Here is an 18,465-nt window from a genome sequence, read left to right as displayed (position 1 = left end):
CGGTTGGACAATCAATAGTTGATCTTAAAGTCGTCAAGAGTATTGGCACCAACACTCTTGACGTGAACTAGGCTAGTTAATTACTCGACAGCTTTTACCATATCTTCAATGACCTTCTTCGCATCGCCAAAGACCATCATGGTTTTATCCATATAGAAAAGCTCATTATCCAAACCAGCATAACCTGACGCCATTGAACGCTTGTTGACAATAACAGTTTTGGCTTTATAAGCCTCTAAAATTGGCATACCAAAAATTGGGCTACCAGGCGTTCTTGCTGCAGGATTTACAACGTCATTTGCACCAAGAATCAACACCACATCCGCTTGGGCAAATTCACCATTGATATCTTCCATCTCAAACACTTGATCGTATGGAACTTCTGCTTCAGCTAACAATACGTTCATATGACCAGGCATACGACCTGCCACAGGGTGAATCGCATATTTAACATTAACACCTTTGTGAATCAATTTTTCAGTCAGTTCCTTGAGGGCGTGCTGAGCACGAGCAACAGCTAAACCGTAGCCTGGAACAATGATCAAGGTTTCTGCATTCCCCATCAAGAAGGCTGCGTCATCAGCAGAGCCACTTTTAACAGGTCGTTGGGCTTGATCGCCAGCCGCAGTTGCAGTGGCTGCATCACCACCAAAGCCACCCAAGATGACGTTAAAGAAAGAGCGATTCATGGCTTTACACATGATGTACGAAAGAATCGCACCAGATGAACCCACCAATGAACCAGCAACAATCAACATCGAATTATTTAAAGAAAATCCAATACCTGCTGCAGCCCAACCAGAGTATGAGTTCAACATGGAAACAACAACTGGCATATCAGCACCACCAATTGGGATGATGATAAGCACACCCAATACAAATGCAATTGCCAACATAATTAAGAAAGGCGTCCATGCTGGTGTAGTTCCGTTGTCTAGAGCAAAATAAACGCCACAACCAAGCATCGTAATGGCAAGAATGAGGTTGATTAAATGCTGTCCTTTAAAGGTTACTGGCGCACCTTGGAAAAATCTAAATTTATATTTTCCGGAAAGTTTTCCAAAAGCAATGACAGAGCCTGAGAAAGTAATTGCACCAATGAAAGTTCCGATGAATAATTCAATACGGTTTCCAAACGGGAGTGCCTGACCCTTTTCCACGATATTAAACGCGTGTGGTTCAGAAACCGCCGCGATAGCAATACAAACCGCAGCAAGCCCAATCATGCTGTGCATAAAGGCTACTAGCTCAGGCATTTTTGTCATTTCTACACGTTTAGCCATAAATGCGCCAATACCGCCACCGACGACTAAACCACCTAATACATAAAGCAGGCCATCTGCCATAGAGGCACCGGCAAGTTTGTTAATTAGACCAATCGTGGTAAAAATAGCGATCGCCATACCAGTCATGCCGAAGATATTTCCACGAATCGATGAAGTTGGGTGCGACAAACCTTTTAACGCCTGAATAAAAAAAACAGACGCAATGAGATAAAGGAGGGTAATTAAATCCATACTCATGCTGATTCTCCTGGTTTAATTTTTTTCTCTTTTTTCTTAAACATTTCCAGCATTCGTTTGGTCACCAAGAAGCCACCAAAGATATTGACCGCAGCAAGAGCGACTGCCATATGGTTCCCATGACTTTACCTAAAGGACCCTCAGTCAGAGCAGCAGCAAGCATGGCGCCAACGACAATAATTGCTGAAATCGCATTCGTTACGGCCATGAGAGGTGTATGCAAAGCAGGAGTTACCGTCCATACAACGTGGTAACCAACGTAAATTGCAAGAACAAAAATAATAAGGTTATAAATGCCGTGACTAATTTCCATAAAATTCCTAATTAAGCGTTAGTTCGAATAACCTTGCCGTCTTGACACATGAGGCAGGCGGTAACAATATCATCATCTGCAGGAATCGCTAGACTACCTTCTTTTGTGACGATGAGTTTCATAAAATCTAAGATATTTCGAGCGTACAGAGCAGAAGCATCCGCTGCAACCATTGCGGGTAAATTACTCATACCAATAATGGTGACACCATGTTTGATAACAGTTTGATCAGCTTCAGTGAGCGGGCAGTTTCCTGAACCGTTTTCGCCTTTTCCTGCTGCCAAGTCAACAATCACAGAACCTGGTTTCATTTGCGCGACTGTTTCAGCAGCTAGCAACATTGGCGCTTTTCTACCAGGTATTAACGCAGTAGTAATCACGATATCGGCCTGTTTGGCTCGTTCGGCAACTAAAGCTGCTTGTCTTTGCATCCAAGCCGCCGGCATGGGTCTTGCATAACCCCCGACACCCTTAGCAATTTCTTTTTCTTCATCAGTTTCAAAAGGGACGTCAACAAATTTCGCACCTAAGGATTCAATTTGCTCTTTGGCGGCAGGTCGAACATCAGATGCCTCGATAACAGCCCCTAAACGTTTCGCTGTCGCAATGGCTTGTAAGCCTGCAACTCCAGCTCCTAGAATCAGTATTCGAGCAGCTTTAACAGTTCCTGCAGCTGTCATTAACATGGGCATAAAGCGTTGATATGCATTTGACGCCACCATAACCGCTTTGTATCCAGCAATGTTAGCCTGCGAAGAAAGAACATCCATGCTTTGAGCACGAGTTGTCCTGGGAGCGGCTTCTAAAGCAAATGCGGTGATTCCTTTGGCTGCCATTGCAGCGATCATGGCATTATCAAATGGATCAAGCATGCCGATAAGCACAGTACCAGCTTTTATTTGTGAGAGCTCACTGTCAGAAGGAGCTCTTACTTTAAGAACCATTTCACAAGCGAACACATCAGCGCTTGTTCCAATGGACGCACCAACGGCTTGATAGGCAGTATCAGGGACACTTGCCGCTACCCCAGCACTGGATTCAACGAGAACTTCATGACCCGCTGAAATATATTTTTTTACTGTTTCAGGAGTGGCCGCAACCCTAAACTCCCCTGATTTATTCTCTAAAGGAACACCAATTCGCATACGAATCCTCGTGATTTTTTTAAAAAAAACATCCATAAGTGTAAGGCAAAATGGCTTTTAACGACCGAGTTAGCCCAAATTAAACAATCAATCATACAATATCAGGGTGATGCAAGCATATTTTGAGCAAATTAAGACTTTCATGAACCTCGATATTCCATCTGGAGCCAAAATTGTAGTTGGCATGTCCGGAGGAGTAGATTCGTCCGTTGCCGCCTGGATTCTGAAAAACCAAGGATATGACGTCATTGGCTTATTTATGAAGAACTGGGAAGATGACGATGATTCTGAATATTGCTCCACTCGTCAAGATTGGATTGACGTTGTTTCTGTAGCTGATTTGATTGGTATTGACGTTGAAGCAGTTAATTTTGCAAACGAATATAAAGATCGTGTATTCGCCGACTTTTTGAAAGAATATTCTTCTGGAAGAACTCCCAATCCAGATATCTTATGTAATGCGGAGATTAAATTTAAGGCTTTTTTAGACCACGCTATTCATTTGGGAGCAGATGGTATTGCGACTGGTCACTATGCAAGAACTCGTAGAGTTGATGACAAAGTGCAATTACTCAAAGCGGTGGATTTATCTAAAGATCAAAGTTATTTTTTACACCGTTTAAATCAAGCTCAAGTAAGTAAAGTATTATTTCCTTTAGGTGAGATTCCAAAAACAAAGGTTCGAGAAATCGCCCAAGCCATCGGACTGCCTAATGCGAAGAAAAAAGACTCTACAGGGATTTGTTTTATTGGTGAAAGACCCTTTAGAGAGTTTTTGGGTAAATATCTTCCCACCAAGCCTGGTCCGATATTAACCCCAGAAGGTCATGTTATCGGAGAACATATCGGATTAGCCTTTTATACAATTGGGCAACGAAAAGGCATAGGGATTGGGGGAAGTCAGGACGGTAGCGGAGATGCTTGGTATGTGGCGGGTAAAGATATGGAAAAAAACACCCTGATTGCAGTTCAAGGGCATGATCATCCCATGCTGCAATTTTCTACCCTAAAAGCGCAAGATGCCTCATGGGTTTCAGGACAGGCACCAGAAGTAAGTAAGAACTTTGCAGCAAAGACAAGGTATCGTCAAGCTGATGCACCTTGCGAACTCATCGTTAGTCAGCAGCAAATAACTGACAAACAATTTGCATTAAATTTTGCCGAAGCTCAATGGGCGGTTACGCCAGGACAGTCTGCCGTTTTATATGATGGTGAAGTCTGTCTTGGCGGTGGAATTATTATTTGAAGCCTCAAGCTGGATGAGGAGTATCTTTAAATGATGGACGTTGACTAAGTTTTTCGTAAAAACTGGCTAAATTAGGATATTCTTCTTGCCAACGGATTTCTGGGAATCTAAATAATAAATAGCCACATACGCTACCGACAGCGATATCTGCAAGACTAAATTGATTACCATAACACCAAGCGTTTGATCCAAGCCCTTCTGACATGGATTTAAGCCCAGCGTTGATCTTATCTAATTGGCGATTGATCCACTCTGGACTTCTATTTTGCCCACGAGGTTCCCAATTTTTTTCTAATCGGGTGAGTACCGCAGCATCTAAAATACCATCACATAGAGCCTCCCATGTTTTAACGGCAGCCTTTTCTTTTCCGGCAGATGGTATTAAATGACCGACAGGACTCAAGGTATCTGCGTATTCAACAATCACACGTGAGTCATACATGACGCCACCATCATCCATTACTAGAGTAGGAACTTTACATAAAGGATTTAAGCTCGACAAAGTTGAGGCAGGATTCCAGACATCTTCGACCACAAAAGCCACATCAATTTTCTTTTCTAAAAATGCAATCCTTGTTTTTCTAACAAAAGGACTTGCAGGGGTACCAATTAATTTCATCATAACTTCCTGTTAAAAATAGAATAAGCCTATGATAAAGAATAAAATAGAGATAATTATTTCAACTTAATCATAAACTGTGACCAATACATTATCCACACTCTCTGCTTTATCACCCATCGATGGGCGTTATGCCTCTAAGACAGATGCCTTAAGACCTTGGCTTTCAGAAGCCGCTTTCATGCATCACCGCGTCAAAGTAGAAATTCATTGGCTGATTGCGCTTTCTCAAGCGCATTTAAAGGACATTCCAAGTTTTAGTTCAGCAGCAGAGAAAAAACTTCTGTTGCTTGTGGAAAACTTTAATGAGAGCCATGCACAGCGGATTAAAGAGATTGAATCCGTTACAAATCATGATGTTAAAGCAGTTGAGTATTGGTTAAAAGAGCAAGTAAAAGGTGATGCTGAGCTAGAAAAGGCCAGTGAATTTATTCATTTTGCGTGTACTTCAGAGGATATTAACAATACATCACATGGGATGATGCTCACAGGGGCAGTCAACCAAGTGATGCTTCCAAAGTTGGGTGAATTATTTCAAGTTCTAACGGATCTGGCGATTGCGAATGCTGAAGTTCCAATGTTGTCTAGAACGCATGGGCAGCCGGCATCCCCTACCACTTTAGGTAAGGAGATGGCCAATATCGCCAAACGTCTAGAGCGCGCTATCCAAAATATTGAAAAAGTGCGTATGACGGGAAAAATGAATGGCGCAGTAGGCAATTACAACGCCCATCTTTCGGCCTATCCAGATGTGGACTGGGAAGCATTTTCCAAGCAGGTAGTGCAAGAGCGCCTAGGTTTGGAGTTCAATCCTTATACGATTCAAATTGAGCCTCACGATGCGATGGCAGAGTTATTTGATGCATTTGCAAGAGCCAATACGATTTTATTAGATATGAACCGTGATATCTGGGGGTATATTGCATGGGGATACTTTAAACAAAAAACCAAAGAGGGTGAAATTGGTTCATCCACCATGCCACATAAAGTCAATCCAATTGATTTTGAAAATTCAGAAGGCAATTTAGGAATTGCCAACGCCTTATTGCGGCATTTATCTGAAAAATTACCGATTTCACGCTGGCAAAGAGACTTAACTGACTCAACCGTCTTGCGAAACTTAGGGAATGCCTTAGGACATACATTACTTGCCTATGACAGTGCTTTACGTGGTTTACGCAAATTAGAAACCAATCACGCTCGTCTTGCAGAAGATTTGGATGCTTGTTGGGAAGTTTTAGCTGAGCCAATTCAGACGGTCATGAGACGATATCAAGTACCCAACCCTTATGAGCAATTAAAGGAATTAACAAGAGGGAAGGTGATTACTAAAGACGGTATTCAGACATTTATTTTGGGCTTAGATATTCCGCAAAATGCTAAAGATGAATTACTTGCAATGACCCCAAGTAATTATGTAGGCAAAGCTGTTGAATTAACGCTTAGACTCCAGACGAAATAAGTTGTTGATTTAAACAATGACCAAAAACAATCAACCAATTTCTGGTGTATTTGTATTGGTGATTATTCTGTATCAATGCCTGTGGCATGTGGCGTTACCTTTTGTGCTGGTGAGACTTTGGTGGAAGGGGCGAAAAGAGCCTGGCTACCGAGCCCATATCCTTGAAAGATTGGGCTTTTACAGAGGTGAAGCGTTTACAGATGCAATTTGGGTACATGCCGTTTCGGTTGGTGAAACCAGGGCTTCAGCTCCTTTGATTCATGCTTTAGTTGCTAGTAATCACCGAATATTATTGACCCATACTACGCCTACTGGACGCAAAACTGGCCTAGACCTTTTTCAAAACTATATTGATCAAGGGATCTTAAAACAATGTTACTTGCCATATGATTTTTGTTGGCCGGTATCACGTTTTTTTCGTTATTTCAAACCAAGTAAAGGCCTATTGATGGAAACAGAGGTATGGCCAAGTATTTTATTTTTTTCCAGAAACAAACTACCTATCTATTTAGTCAATGGTCGTCTATCCTTGAAGAGTAGTCTAAATTTTGCAAAATTTGGCAGTTTAAGTAGAGAGTTATTTGGCTTATTTAAAAAAGTCTTAGCTCAAACTCCTAGAGACGCAGAGCATTACGCATTATTCGGGATTCTGGATTGCCCTGTTACAGGCAATCTCAAATTTGATGTGCAGCTTGATCCAACACAAATTATATTTGGACACTTATGGAAGAAGAGTTTTGGTAATCGTCAGGTAATAACCCTGGCGAGTTCCAGAGAAGGGGAAGAAGAAATAGTGATTCGGGCTTGGGCACAACTGAAAGACCCAAAGCCTCTGTTACTGATTGTTCCTAGACACCTACCAAGAACGATAGAAATTGAGAGATTTCTGAATCAACAAAACATTGCATTTACCAAGCGAAGCATAATCAATCCGCCAATTAATCTTACACAGGATGTATTGATTGGAGACACGATGGGCGAAATGGCGAGCTATTTATCGATGGCAGATTATGTTGTCATGGGAGGAACCCTCATGGAAACGGGGGGGCAAAACTTAATAGAACCCATCTCTCTTGGCAAGCCGGTAATTTTGGGACCCTCTACCTTTAATTTTGCAGATATTAGTCAAGCAGCAATAGATGCTGGAGTCGCTTGTCAATTAAAGCATTCAATGCCAATTCAACTTGAAAATGAGTTATCCAATATATTCCACGATTTTCAGAATCATCCCCAAAAGATTGGGAAGATGTCTCTTTTTTGCAGTGAGTTTGCAAAGCACAACCAAGGTGCGACTGCTAAAACCCTTAATTATTTAAATCTACCTTGAATGGCGATTAAAGTCGATTGAAGATTCTGTCAAGTTTTCGTACTCATGATATATTTTAAATTCTTAAAACGGAGATCGTATGCATATAACTATTATTGGCGCAGGCATTGGTGGACTTACTATGGCGCTAGCCGCTCATCATGCAGGTATTTCTTGCGATGTATATGAGTCAGTTCCAGAAATCAAGCCTATCGGGGTTGGTATTAATATTTTGCCCCACGCGAGTAGGTTTTTATGTGAATCTTTAGGGTTAGAACAAGAGCTTTCTAATAAGGGTGTTTTAACTAAAGAAGCGATTTTCTTTAATCGCTTTGGTCAAAAAATCTATGCTGAGCCCTCTGGTCGATTAGCTGGATATGCTTGGCCGCAATTTTCAATTCATCGCGGTGACTTGCAGATGGTTTTGTTAGAGGCCTTTTTACAAAGAGTTGGAAAAGAGCATTTACATTTAGGCTTAGATTGTACAAAAGTGGATGAAAAGTCAGGTATTGCTTACTTTAAAAAATCAAGATCAGATGACTTGACCGAGACCTCCGTTCAAGCAGATGCAGTCATTGCTTGTGATGGAGTGCACTCCACGATCCGTAAGCAACTTCACCCCTTAGAAGGAAAACCACTTTATTCAGGTGTCAATATGTGGCGTGGAGTTACGAAGTGGAAACCCTTCTTATCCGAGGCAAGCATGGTGCGTGCCGGTTGGTTAACCCATGGCAAGATGGTTATTTATCCGATCAGAAACAATATTGATGGACAAGGTAGCCAGCTCATTAATTGGGTAGCAGAACTTGAAACACCGAATCACCTAGAAAGAGACTGGAATAAACAAGGTCGTTTAGAAGACTTTATTGGAGCATTTGAAGATTGGCATTTTGACTGGTTAGATGTGCCTGCTTTAATTCGTGGCGCCGAATCTATTTTAGAGTTCCCGATGATTGATCAAGAGCCATTACCATTTTGGTCCCGTGGAAAGGTAACTTTATTGGGGGATGCAGCACATCCAATGTATCCTCGAGGATCTAATGGTGCGGGTCAGTCTATTCTTGATGCACAATCATTAGCAAAATTTTTGACTCAAGAGCGTGATGTAGAAACCGCACTCAAAAAATACGAAGATATTCGTTTAGAAGCAACTGGAAATGTGGTTCGCATGAACCGAGTAAATCCTCCCGATGCAATCCTGCGCGAAGTATGGGAGCGCTCAGAAGATAAACCATTTAATCATATCGAAGATATTATCTCTAACGAAGAGATGGAAGCTATTACACAGCGTTATAAAACTGTCGCAGGCTACGATAAACAAACTGTTGCGGCTTAAATGATGAAGATACAGTGGATTAAAAAACTCGTTCTAATTGGTGCATGTTTTACGCAAGTTGCATTTGGTCAAAGTGGCCCGCCAATACAAGGTGGCGCTCCGATTAAATTGGTGGTGCCATTTACTCCAGGTACAGGTCCGGATACGATAGCCCGTGCTGTAGCTCCTAAGTTATCTGAAAAAATGGGTCAGCCGGTGATTGTAGATAATCGTGCGGGCGCTTCCGGCAATATTGGTACAGAGGCAGTTGTAAGAGCCAAACCAGACGGCACCACGTTATTAGTAACCGTCAATACGATTGTGATGAATCGTTCCCTTTATCCTAAGGCAACTTTTGATCCATTAACTGATCTAGTCCCGATGACATTAGCAGCATATGGTGATTTGGTTTTGGTTGTGCCAAGTAGTTCGCCCTACAAGAATGTCGCTGAATTTTTAGCGGCTGCAAAATCAAATCCAGGAAAACTAACTTATGGCTCGCCTGGTATTGGCACTCCCCATCATTTAGGAATGGAAGCTCTTGAGCACATTACTGGAGTTAAGATATTGCATGTACCTTATAAAGGTACAGCCCCTGCAGTTACTGATTTATTAGGTAGTCAAATTGATTCGATGTTTCTTCCAGTTCACGTTGCTAATGGCCATATTAAATCTGGTAAATTGCGCGCACTTGCCATCGGGGCAAAAAAACGTAATCCAATCGCAAGCCAAATTCCGACATTTGCTGAGTTAAAAATTGGTGAGATTGATGTCTCTATGTGGTTCGGCATGATGGCACCTAAAGGAGTTCCTACCGACGATTTGAACCGTTTAAGTAATGCGTTGCGAGAAATATTAGTTGATCCTGAAATAAAGACAATTTTTGCAGCTCAAGGTCTAGATCCTGCAACTAGTAGTTCGCAGGCATTTAAAGAGATTGTAGAAAAAGATACGCAACGTTGGGCTAAGATCATTAAAGACCAAGGTATCACAGCTGAATAACAACAGAAACTCTAATGCTTTAGATAGGGTTCTGTTGTTTAAACCTTAGCACCGTAATTAGGATCGTCTTTTGTGATTTGATCTTTGTCTGATTTGTTATCGGATTTAATTAAATCTTCGCGCTGGACGCCTAACCACATGGCAATTGCAGCGGCAACGAACACAGAAGAATAAATACCAAACAAAATGCCGATGGTCAGGGCCACAGCAAAATAATGCAAGGTTGCACCGCCAAAAAATAACATAGCCAAAACCATCATTTGCGTACTTCCGTGGGTAATGATTGTTCGGCTCATCGTGCTGGTAATAGCACTATCAATAATGTCTGGAGTATTTAATTTACGGAATTTCCGGAAATTTTCTCGTATACGGTCAAATATCACAACAGATTCATTTACAGAGTAGCCTAGGACAGCTAGAACAGCAGCCAACACGGAGAGTGAAAACTCCCATTGAAAGAATGCAAAAAAACCTAAAATGATGACGACATCATGTAAGTTCGCTAGGATACCTGCAACCGCAAATTTCCACTCAAAACGAATGGACAAGTAAATAACAATACCAACGACTACAAATAATAGTGCTTTGATGCCGCCGTATAAAAGTTCTTCACCGACTTGAGGCCCAACGTATTCGACCCTTTGTAATTTAACTTGGGGATTAGTTTCTTTTAATTTACTCATAACAGAATTACTCTGATCCGTAGAGGACATCATGGTGCCATCGGCGTTTTTAATCAGAGGTAAACGAATCATGACATCTTTTGAACTGCCAAAGTTTTGAACATTCACCTCACCGTAACCAAGACTTGCAACACTATTACGAATTGTTTCTAAATCTGCGGACTGTTCATACTGAACTTCGATGACTGTACCACCAGTAAATTCGATAGAAAGATGAAGACCTTTTTGCCAAAGAAAAAATACTGCAGCAATAAAAGTGATCAAAGATATTGCGTTCAAAATGAGTGCATAACGCATAAAAGGAATATCTTTTTGGATGCGAAAAAATTCCATTTGTTTATCCTATAGAAACTGATTGAAGTTTTTTCTTTGCGCCGTACCAAAGATTAACTACGCCACGTGAGAAAAATACTGCCGAGAACATCGAAGTTAAAATACCTAAGCAATGAACGATGGCAAACCCTTTAATCGGACCAGATCCAAATGCTAGTAAAGCTAAGCCAGCAATCAAAGTTGTAACATTAGAGTCGAAAATAGTTGCCCAGGCTTTATCAAAGCCTGTAGCTATTGCTGATTGAGGACTAGTACCTTGACGTAATTCTTCCCGAATTCTTTCATTAATCAGAACATTTGAGTCAATCGCCATACCTAAAGCTAAGGCCATCGCAGCAATACCAGGCAAACTTAGCGTTGCTTGTAACATAGACAAGACAGCAATTAAAAGTAAGAGGTTGACCGCAAGTGCGATAACTGAAAATGCACCGAATAACATGTAGTAAGCAATCATAAAAATAGCGATAGCTAAAAAGCCATACATCAGTGATTTAAAGCCTTTTTCGATATTTTCAGCACCAAGACTTGGACCAATCGTTCTTTCCTCAATAATCTCCATGGGAGCCGCCAAAGAACCTGCTCGTAATAAGAGTGCTAAGTCATTTGCACTTTGAGTAGTTGGTTGCCCAGTAATCTGAAATTTGGAACCAAATTCACCTTGAATAGTGGCAATTGTAAGAACTTCGCCCTTACCTTTTTCAAACAGAATCATCCCCATTGGTTTTTGGAGATTCTCGCGAGTTACTTCCTGCATGGCGCGACCACCCGCAGCATCAAGAGTTAAGTTAACAGAAGGTCGCTGATTTTGATCAAAACCAGCACTAGCATCAATAATGCGATCCCCAGTAATGATGATTGATTTTTTAAAGACACCTTGACGATCACCAAACTTAAAAGCGTCCATGCCAAGAGGAGGGGATTCTTGCAAACCTATAGATGATTGAACCGGATCCGCCAATCTGGCTTCGAGAGTTGCGGTTCTACCGATAATATCTTTCGCTCTTGAAGTATCTTGAACGCCAGGAAGCTGAACGACAATGCGATCATTTCCTTGTTTTTGAATGACGGGTTCTTTTACAGCAAGCTCATTGACACGCTTATTTAACGTAATAATATTTTGGTTTAATGCATTTTCTTGAGTAGTTTGCAGCGCAGCAGGTTTAAAAGTACCTGTTAGTAAAAAGGAGTCAATTGATTTATCCAGCTTAAAACTCATATCTGGAATAGCATCTAATAAGACTGTATTTGCTTTATTCGCCTCATCGGCACTTGCAAATTTAATCACTAATTGACCACTTGATTTATCGATACTTTGATAGCGGATTGTTTTATCACGCAACCTACTGCGTGCATCACTTGCTAAGGCATTGAGTTTTTTTTCAATAGCGCCTTGCATATCTACTTTGAGTAAAAAGTAAACTCCACCACGAAGATCAAGACCTAGGGGCATTGGAAAGGCATTAACACTGGTTAAACTTTTTGGCGTATTGGACACTAAAGATAAAGCGACAATGTAATCAGGATTTTTTAGATCAGGATTAACTTCTTTTTCAATAATATCTTTTGCTTTTAATTGCGAGTCTGTATCGTTAAAACGAATTCTGATAACACCCTCAGCAGTCGATTCTTCAAAACCTGTTTGATTTTTAAGAAGATCTGCTTTTTGCAGAGCCGCATCTATTTTTTCATGTAATTTCGTATCTAATTTTAGACTTGAACGTGCAGGAGCAATTTGAATCGCTGGAACCTCACCAAAAAGATTAGGAACCGAATAAATAATTCCTATCAGTAAGGCAACTCCAATAACGATATATTTCCAGAGAGGGTAGCGATTCATGCGTAGACTTAGATAGATTTGAGAGTGTCTTTAGGAAGAACAGCTGCAATAGCTGATTTTTGCATTTTGACAGTTAAATTGGCAGCTAACTCAACACTAACGTATTGATCATTGAGTTCAGTAATTCTTCCCATCAGGCCACTAGCAGTAGAAACTTCATCACCCTTTGCCAAAGAATCGAGCATTGATTTTAATTCTTTTTGACGCTTCATTTGAGGTCTGATCATGATGAAATAAAGCACAGCAAACATGCCGACCATCATGATGATTGAAGAAAGACCACTATCAGCACCACCGGCACCACCGAATTGCGCATATGCATTGTTAATAAACATAAATAATCCTTAAAAGTGAGAAATTGGGTTGTCGTTAAATTTAGATAGATTTTAACGGACTTATGAATTTTTTCCGAAAGATTCTTAAGAGGGATTTTCTAGTATGCCAATTTGCCGGTCATTTTGAAATTGTTGAGTAAATTCTCGGAATTGATGATTTTCCAAAGATAAACGAATTTCAGACATCAAATTTAAATAATAATGAATGTTATGAATCGTATTGAGTTGTGCGCCGAGTATTTCATTTACTTTTTGCAGGTGGTGTAAGTAGGCACGACTGAAATTTTTACATGCGTAGCAGGAGCAAGTAGGATCTAAGGGGCGCTCATCGTTTTTATAGCCCGCATTTCGAAGCTTTAAGTCACCAAAACGTGTAAAAAGCCAACCATTTCTAGCGTTTCGCGTAGGCATTACACAATCAAACATATCGATACCTTGACCAACAGAAAAAACTAGATCTTCAGGCGTCCCAACTCCCATTAAGTATCTGGGCTTATTTGAGGGTAATTGATGACCAATAAATTTCAAAACCCTTTCAAAATCTGGCTTAGGTTCACCAACAGACAAGCCACCGATTGCCGTTCCATCAAATCCCTGTTCTGCTATCTTTTCTAAAGAATAACTTCTCAAGCTTTCAAACATACCCCCTTGAACAATTCCAAAAAGAGCATTGGTTTGATTTAGTTCTCGAAAACGATTGATGCTTCGTGCCCCCCAGCGTAAAGACAACTCCAAGGAAGTTCGAACTGTTTTTTCATCAGTAGGCACGCCATTCGTCTCATATGGGGTGCATTCATCAAATTGCATAGCAATGTCGCTATTTAAACCAGCTTGGATTTCCATAGAAACCTCAGGAGACATAAATAGCTTATCCCCGTTGACTGGCGAGGAAAAAGTTACACCTTCTTCTGAAATCTTTCGCAGAGCACCCAAGCTAAACACTTGAAAGCCACCTGAGTCCGTCAAAATGGGGAGATCCCATCCCATAAAACGGTGGAGCCCACCAAACGTTTTAATGACATCAAGACCAGGGCGAAGCCATAAATGAAAGGTATTGCCTAAAATAATTTGCGCCTTAGACTCATGTAAATCTCTAGGAGTAAGGGCTTTTACAGTTCCATAAGTTCCAACAGGCATGAACATGGGAGTTTGTAATTTGCCATGAGGCAATACAAAGCTAGCCCTTCTCGCGTGCGAATGAGCATCTTGGTGACTTACCTTAAATTGGAGACGATCCTCACTCAAGACGACGACCTTTTTAAAAACATTGCATCCCCATAACTAAAAAAACGATATTTATTTTCAATGGCATGCTGATATGCAATTTTCATAGTTTGATAACCACTAAAGGCACTAACGAGCATCAATAGAGTAGATTTAGGTAAATGAAAGTTTGTAATAAGAGCGTCCACGACTTTAAATTGATAACCTGGAGTGATAAATAAATTAGTATCGCCATTATCACCCATAGTCACTGAGGATTCTAGGGCTCGTAAAGAAGTGGTACCGACACAGATAATTCTTCTTTTCTCCATTTGTGCAGAATCAATTGCATTTCTTGTCTCTGCTGGGATGACATATCTTTCAAAATGCATTTTGTGGGAAGATAAATCCTCATGACGAACAGGGGAAAAGGTTCCGGAACCAACATGAAGCGTTAATTTTGCAATTTCTACGCCTTGTTCTTTTAATTGAAGAAGCGTTTTTTCATCAAAATGAAGTCCTGCAGTGGGCGCTGCTACTGCCCCAGGCTTGGAAGCATAAACAGTTTGGTAGCGATTTTCATCATCTGGATTTGCACTATGCTTAATGTAAGGTGGCAAAGGAAGTTCTCCTATTGCATGAAGCATCTCTAGTGCATTGTTGGGAAATTCGATGATGTAAAAAGGTGATATCTCTTCTTCATCGGTCATCGGGTGAATGATCGTTTGACGTTCAATCACAGTCACTTTGGTTGGAAAGCTCGGATTTCCCAATAATAAGGTAGCTCCCGACAAGATAGCCTTTGAAGACTTGATTTGACAGAGAACCTGATTTTCATTCAAAACCCGCTCGACTAAAATTTCTATTTTTCCACCAGTTGGTTTAAAGCCATGTATTCTTGCGGGAATCACTTTAGTATCATTGAAGACGAGTAAATCCCCTTTTTTTAAAAGGTGAATAATGTCCTTAAAATAGGCATCTTGGAGCTTTGGATTTGTCTGATTCTGGTCTTGATGAACAATAAGTAATCTACTCGCACTTCTACTAGGAAGTGGAAACTGAGCAATTAACTCTTGAGGAAGTTCATAGTCGAAATCAGAAAGTTGCATAAAAGGACAATAGTAAATGGAATATTCTAAACGCAATACGTAAACCAAATGGCAGAAAGTAAATCACCTTTATCTCGACTTGGGTTAAATACACCAGCTTCGCTTGCATTGCACCTGCCCATTCGATATGAAGATGAGACAGCACTTATATCGATTGCGCAAGCCACCTCAGGCATTAGTTTGGACCCAGTCCAAACACAGGGTAAAGTAATTCAATGTGAAGTGAAATTTCGTCCACGCCGACAATTAGTTGTGACGATTGCTGATGTCGAGGGTGAATTAATTCTTCGTTTTTTAAATTTCTACCCAAGTCAACAAAAGCAAATGGCGGTAGGGAATTTTCTGAGAGTTCGAGGTGAAGTCAAACCAGGATTTTTCGGCCCTGAAATGGTTCACCCTTCGGTGAAATCAGTACTACCAGAAACGCCCTTGCCAGACCAACTAACACCAATTTATTCAACGATAGCAGGGGTTAGTCAATTAACGGTACGACGGGCTATTGAAAAGGGTTTAAAAGATATTTCAGTCAAGAAATTTCTCAGGGAAATCATTCCCCTTCAGCAAATTGATCATGTTAAGTATGCCTTTTTAAAGGAACTCCCAAGCCTTGAGGAGTCAATTTTTACATTACATTATCCAACCCCACAAACGGATAAAAGCGCTTTATTAGATAGAACCCATCCTGCTTGGCGAAGAATTCAATTTGAAGAATTACTTGCCCAGCAAATATCTTTACAAAGAGCACACATTGAAAGAAAAAAGAGAAAGGCTGTACAAATGCCCTTGCAAGAGAGTGGCTTGGTAAAGGAACTTTTAAAGTTATTTCCATTTACTCTAACGAATGCACAGCAAAAAGTATGGTCAGAAATCGTACATGATTTAGCAAATCCTTATCCAATGAATCGCCTTTTACAAGGAGATGTTGGCAGTGGGAAAACCGCAGTTGCAGCTTTAGCTGCAGCGCATGCGATTGATCAAGGCTACCAAGTGGCTTTTATGGCTCCGACAGAAATTCTTGCAGAACAGCACTATCAAAAGTTGTTACCTTGGTTTTCGCAACTGAATGTAGAAATCACTTGGTTAACAGGAAGTTTGAAAGCCAAAGATAAGAAATTGGCTCAGGAAAAAATCAGTAGCGGAAAAGCGCAACTCGCGATTGGGACTCATGCCTTGATACAAGAAGGCGTTGAATTTTCTCATTTGGGACTTGCTATTATTGATGAACAGCACCGCTTTGGCGTACGTCAAAGATTGCAGTTTCATGGGCAGCAGGGGCAAGATGCAATTTATGCACATCAATTGATGATGTCAGCCACACCAATTCCCAGAACATTAGCAATGACTTATTATGCGGATTTGGAAGTATCTGTGATTGATGAATTACCACCTGGTAGAACACCCATTATTACAAAAACATTGAGAGACTCTAGACGTCCTGAGGTTGTACTCGGCATTCGTGAAGAGTTAAAAAAAGGGCGTCAGGCTTATTGGGTTTGCCCATTAATTGAGGAGTCAGAAGTGCTGCAGTTGCAGACAGTTGTGGATACCTATGAGGCATTAAGTCAAGAATTAGCAGAATTTAACGTTGGCATGATACATGGGAAGATGTCGAGCGAAGATAAGTCAACCATTATGCAAGAATTCAAACAAGGGACTCTTCAATTGTTGGTCAGTACAACCGTTATCGAGGTAGGAGTTGATGTTCCTAATGCAAGCTTAATGGTTATAGAACATGCGGAACGTTTTGGTTATTCGCAAATACATCAACTACGAGGCCGGGTTGGGCGGGGTAAAGTAGAGTCTGTATGTATATTGCTCTATGGCGAACAATTGTCGATGGCAGCGAAAGAACGGCTTAAGGTCTTACGAGAAAATACAGATGGTTTTGTGATTGCTGAGCATGACTTATTACTTCGAGGACCTGGGGAGTTATTGGGAGCTAAACAGTCTGGTGAGGCGATGTTGCGCTTTATAGATTTACAAAGGGATGCTTGGTTAGTATCTCTAGTGAAAGATTTTGCACATGATATATTGATCACATCCCCACAATTAGCAGAGCATCATTTGCAACGTTGGTTAGGGTCACGAGTAGACTATCTTAAAGCTTAATATGACGCTTACTGAACTTCGATATATTGTGGCTGTAGCAAAAGAAAAGCATTTTGGTCGTGCTTCACAAATATGTTTTGTTTCTCAACCCACGTTATCGGTAGCGGTTAAAAAACTAGAAGATGAACTTGGCGTACAAATTTTCCTAAGGCATTCAGGTGATGTTACATTAACCCCTCAAGGAAAATTATTAATTGAGCAAGCACATCGGGTTTTAGATGAAGCAAAGCATTTTTCAGAAATGGCAAAAATTGGCGTAGATCCCATGAAGGGCCCTATTCGTTTAGGAGCTATCTACACAATTGCACCTTATTTATTGCCAAGACTAGTGCGTCAGGCGAAGGATAGTTTGCCGGAAATTCCATTATTTTTATATGAGACATTTACAGCTTCAATTTTAGAAATGATCAAACAAGATGAATTAGACTGTGCAATCTTAGCGGAGCCCTTTAATTCATCTGGCTTGGAAGTCATTGAATTGTATGATGAGCCCTATTTAGTAACTGTCCCAGCTACACATGAATGGAAAAATCGCACATCAATTGAGCCTAATGAATTAGCATCACAAAATATGCTTTTATTGGGCGCAGGGCATTGTTTTCGGGATCATGTATTACAAGTATGTCCTGAACTCAATCGCGCAAAATTTTTATTTGAAGAAGGGCCTAAAAATTATGAAGGGTCTTCGTTAGAAACAATTCGACAAATGGTGATGGGTGGTATTGGAATTTCAGTATTACCACGTGCTGCTGTATCCCATCACGATCATAAAGAAACCCTTGTGAAATATATACCCTTTGTAGATCCACAGCCATCAAGACGGATTGTTTTAGTCCACAGAAAAGGACATGTCCGTACTCCAGCTGTTCAGGCACTTGCAAAAACCGTTAAGTATTGTGAATTAAACGATGTGAAGTGGTTATAA

15 protein-coding genes and 1 pseudogene are annotated in these 18,465 nt (G+C 40.7%); 7 read left to right on the top strand and 9 right to left on the bottom strand.

Annotated features, from left to right (window positions below):
- Positions 1-80: 80 nt before the first annotated feature.
- The 3 genes and pseudogenes from QMN06_RS10580 to QMN06_RS10570 form a co-directional block, all read right to left on the bottom strand.
- Entirely contained in the window at positions 81-1,523 is a 1,443-nt protein-coding gene (locus QMN06_RS10580; protein WP_281970084.1) for an NAD(P)(+) transhydrogenase (Re/Si-specific) subunit beta, read from the bottom strand.
- Positions 1,520-1,836, bottom strand: a pseudogene (locus QMN06_RS10575) (NAD(P) transhydrogenase subunit alpha). The gene QMN06_RS10580 and the pseudogene QMN06_RS10575 overlap by 4 nt, the downstream one beginning before the upstream one ends.
- A gap of 11 nt (positions 1,837-1,847) precedes the next feature.
- Positions 1,848-2,981 (bottom strand): Re/Si-specific NAD(P)(+) transhydrogenase subunit alpha, encoded by a 1,134-nt coding sequence (locus tag QMN06_RS10570; RefSeq protein ID WP_281970083.1) that lies wholly within the window; start codon positions 2,979-2,981, stop codon positions 1,848-1,850.
- A gap of 142 nt (positions 2,982-3,123) precedes the next feature.
- Between QMN06_RS10570 and mnmA the strand changes: the two genes are divergently transcribed.
- Complete coding sequence (gene mnmA, locus QMN06_RS10565) at positions 3,124-4,227, top strand: tRNA 2-thiouridine(34) synthase MnmA (protein WP_281970082.1); 1,104 nt, start codon at positions 3,124-3,126, stop codon at positions 4,225-4,227.
- Between the two features lie 4 nt (positions 4,228-4,231).
- On the opposite strand, the gene QMN06_RS10560 is transcribed toward mnmA, so the two are convergent.
- The gene (locus tag QMN06_RS10560) at positions 4,232-4,846 is read right to left on the bottom strand and encodes a glutathione S-transferase N-terminal domain-containing protein (protein WP_281971773.1); all 615 of its coding nucleotides are present in this window, start codon (positions 4,844-4,846) and stop codon (positions 4,232-4,234) included.
- Between the two features lie 79 nt (positions 4,847-4,925).
- Here QMN06_RS10560 and purB point away from each other — a divergent pair, with 79 nt between their 5' ends.
- The 4 genes from purB to QMN06_RS10540 all read left to right on the top strand — a co-directional run bounded on the left by purB (position 4,926) and on the right by QMN06_RS10540 (position 9,931).
- Positions 4,926-6,308 (top strand): adenylosuccinate lyase, encoded by a 1,383-nt coding sequence (gene purB, locus QMN06_RS10555; RefSeq protein ID WP_281970081.1) that lies wholly within the window; start codon positions 4,926-4,928, stop codon positions 6,306-6,308.
- Positions 6,309-6,324: 16 nt separating this feature from the next.
- A complete protein-coding gene (locus tag QMN06_RS10550) occupies positions 6,325-7,635 on the top strand; it encodes a 3-deoxy-D-manno-octulosonic acid transferase (protein WP_281970080.1) in 1,311 nt (436 codons plus the stop codon).
- Positions 7,636-7,714: 79 nt separating this feature from the next.
- On the top strand, positions 7,715-8,950 hold the full coding sequence (locus QMN06_RS10545) for a flavin-dependent oxidoreductase (protein WP_281970079.1): 1,236 nt from the start codon (positions 7,715-7,717) through the stop codon (positions 8,948-8,950).
- Positions 8,951-9,931, top strand: a complete 981-nt coding sequence (locus QMN06_RS10540) for a tripartite tricarboxylate transporter substrate binding protein (protein WP_281970078.1) — start codon at positions 8,951-8,953, stop codon at positions 9,929-9,931.
- A 38-nt stretch (positions 9,932-9,969) separates the two neighbouring features.
- Here the strand turns inward: QMN06_RS10540 and secF are convergent, their stop codons facing one another.
- From secF to queA, 5 genes are all read right to left on the bottom strand, one after another.
- Entirely contained in the window at positions 9,970-10,947 is a 978-nt protein-coding gene (gene secF, locus QMN06_RS10535; RefSeq protein ID WP_281970077.1) for a protein translocase subunit SecF, read from the bottom strand.
- A gap of 4 nt (positions 10,948-10,951) precedes the next feature.
- Positions 10,952-12,784, bottom strand: a complete 1,833-nt coding sequence (secD, locus tag QMN06_RS10530) for a protein translocase subunit SecD (RefSeq protein ID WP_281970076.1) — start codon at positions 12,782-12,784, stop codon at positions 10,952-10,954.
- An 8-nt stretch (positions 12,785-12,792) separates the two neighbouring features.
- Entirely contained in the window at positions 12,793-13,119 is a 327-nt protein-coding gene (yajC, locus tag QMN06_RS10525) for a preprotein translocase subunit YajC (RefSeq protein WP_281970075.1), read from the bottom strand.
- 84 nt (positions 13,120-13,203) lie between these two features.
- Positions 13,204-14,364 (bottom strand): tRNA guanosine(34) transglycosylase Tgt, encoded by a 1,161-nt coding sequence (gene tgt, locus QMN06_RS10520; RefSeq protein WP_281970074.1) that lies wholly within the window; start codon positions 14,362-14,364, stop codon positions 13,204-13,206.
- Entirely contained in the window at positions 14,361-15,431 is a 1,071-nt protein-coding gene (gene queA / locus QMN06_RS10515; protein WP_281970073.1) for a tRNA preQ1(34) S-adenosylmethionine ribosyltransferase-isomerase QueA, read from the bottom strand. The genes tgt and queA overlap by 4 nt, the downstream gene beginning before the upstream one ends.
- Before the next feature lie 48 nt (positions 15,432-15,479).
- Between queA and recG the strand changes: the two genes are divergently transcribed.
- A complete protein-coding gene (recG, locus tag QMN06_RS10510) occupies positions 15,480-17,540 on the top strand; it encodes an ATP-dependent DNA helicase RecG (RefSeq protein WP_281970072.1) in 2,061 nt (686 codons plus the stop codon).
- Between the two features lies 1 nt (position 17,541).
- A complete protein-coding gene (locus tag QMN06_RS10505) occupies positions 17,542-18,465 on the top strand; it encodes a LysR substrate-binding domain-containing protein (RefSeq protein WP_281970071.1) in 924 nt (307 codons plus the stop codon).

Source organism: Polynucleobacter sp. SHI8 (genome assembly GCF_027944005.1).
Taxonomy (GTDB): domain Bacteria; phylum Pseudomonadota; class Gammaproteobacteria; order Burkholderiales; family Burkholderiaceae; genus Polynucleobacter.
The sequence above is the reverse complement of the archived record's forward strand: the minus strand, read 5'-3'. Positions and strand labels throughout refer to the sequence as shown.

What these genes read in the sequence shown, in the direction of transcription:
- QMN06_RS10545 (WP_281970079.1), top strand. Translation starts at nt 7,715, where the DNA reads ATGCATATAACTATTATTGGCGCAGGCATTGGTGGACTTACTATGGCG.
- yajC (WP_281970075.1), bottom strand. Translation starts at nt 13,119, where the DNA reads ATGTTTATTAACAATGCATATGCGCAATTCGGTGGTGCCGGTGGTGCT.
- secD (WP_281970076.1), bottom strand. Translation starts at nt 12,784, where the DNA reads ATGAATCGCTACCCTCTCTGGAAATATATCGTTATTGGAGTTGCCTTA.
- QMN06_RS10540 (WP_281970078.1), top strand. Translation starts at nt 8,951, where the DNA reads ATGATGAAGATACAGTGGATTAAAAAACTCGTTCTAATTGGTGCATGT.
- mnmA (WP_281970082.1), top strand. Translation starts at nt 3,124, where the DNA reads ATGAACCTCGATATTCCATCTGGAGCCAAAATTGTAGTTGGCATGTCC.
- queA (WP_281970073.1), bottom strand. Translation starts at nt 15,431, where the DNA reads ATGCAACTTTCTGATTTCGACTATGAACTTCCTCAAGAGTTAATTGCT.
- QMN06_RS10560 (WP_281971773.1), bottom strand. Translation starts at nt 4,846, where the DNA reads ATGAAATTAATTGGTACCCCTGCAAGTCCTTTTGTTAGAAAAACAAGG.
- QMN06_RS10580 (WP_281970084.1), bottom strand. Translation starts at nt 1,523, where the DNA reads ATGAGTATGGATTTAATTACCCTCCTTTATCTCATTGCGTCTGTTTTT.
- QMN06_RS10505 (WP_281970071.1), top strand. Translation starts at nt 17,542, where the DNA reads ATGACGCTTACTGAACTTCGATATATTGTGGCTGTAGCAAAAGAAAAG.
- QMN06_RS10550 (WP_281970080.1), top strand. Translation starts at nt 6,325, where the DNA reads ATGACCAAAAACAATCAACCAATTTCTGGTGTATTTGTATTGGTGATT.
- secF (WP_281970077.1), bottom strand. Translation starts at nt 10,947, where the DNA reads ATGGAATTTTTTCGCATCCAAAAAGATATTCCTTTTATGCGTTATGCA.
- recG (WP_281970072.1), top strand. Translation starts at nt 15,480, where the DNA reads ATGGCAGAAAGTAAATCACCTTTATCTCGACTTGGGTTAAATACACCA.
- QMN06_RS10570 (WP_281970083.1), bottom strand. Translation starts at nt 2,981, where the DNA reads ATGCGAATTGGTGTTCCTTTAGAGAATAAATCAGGGGAGTTTAGGGTT.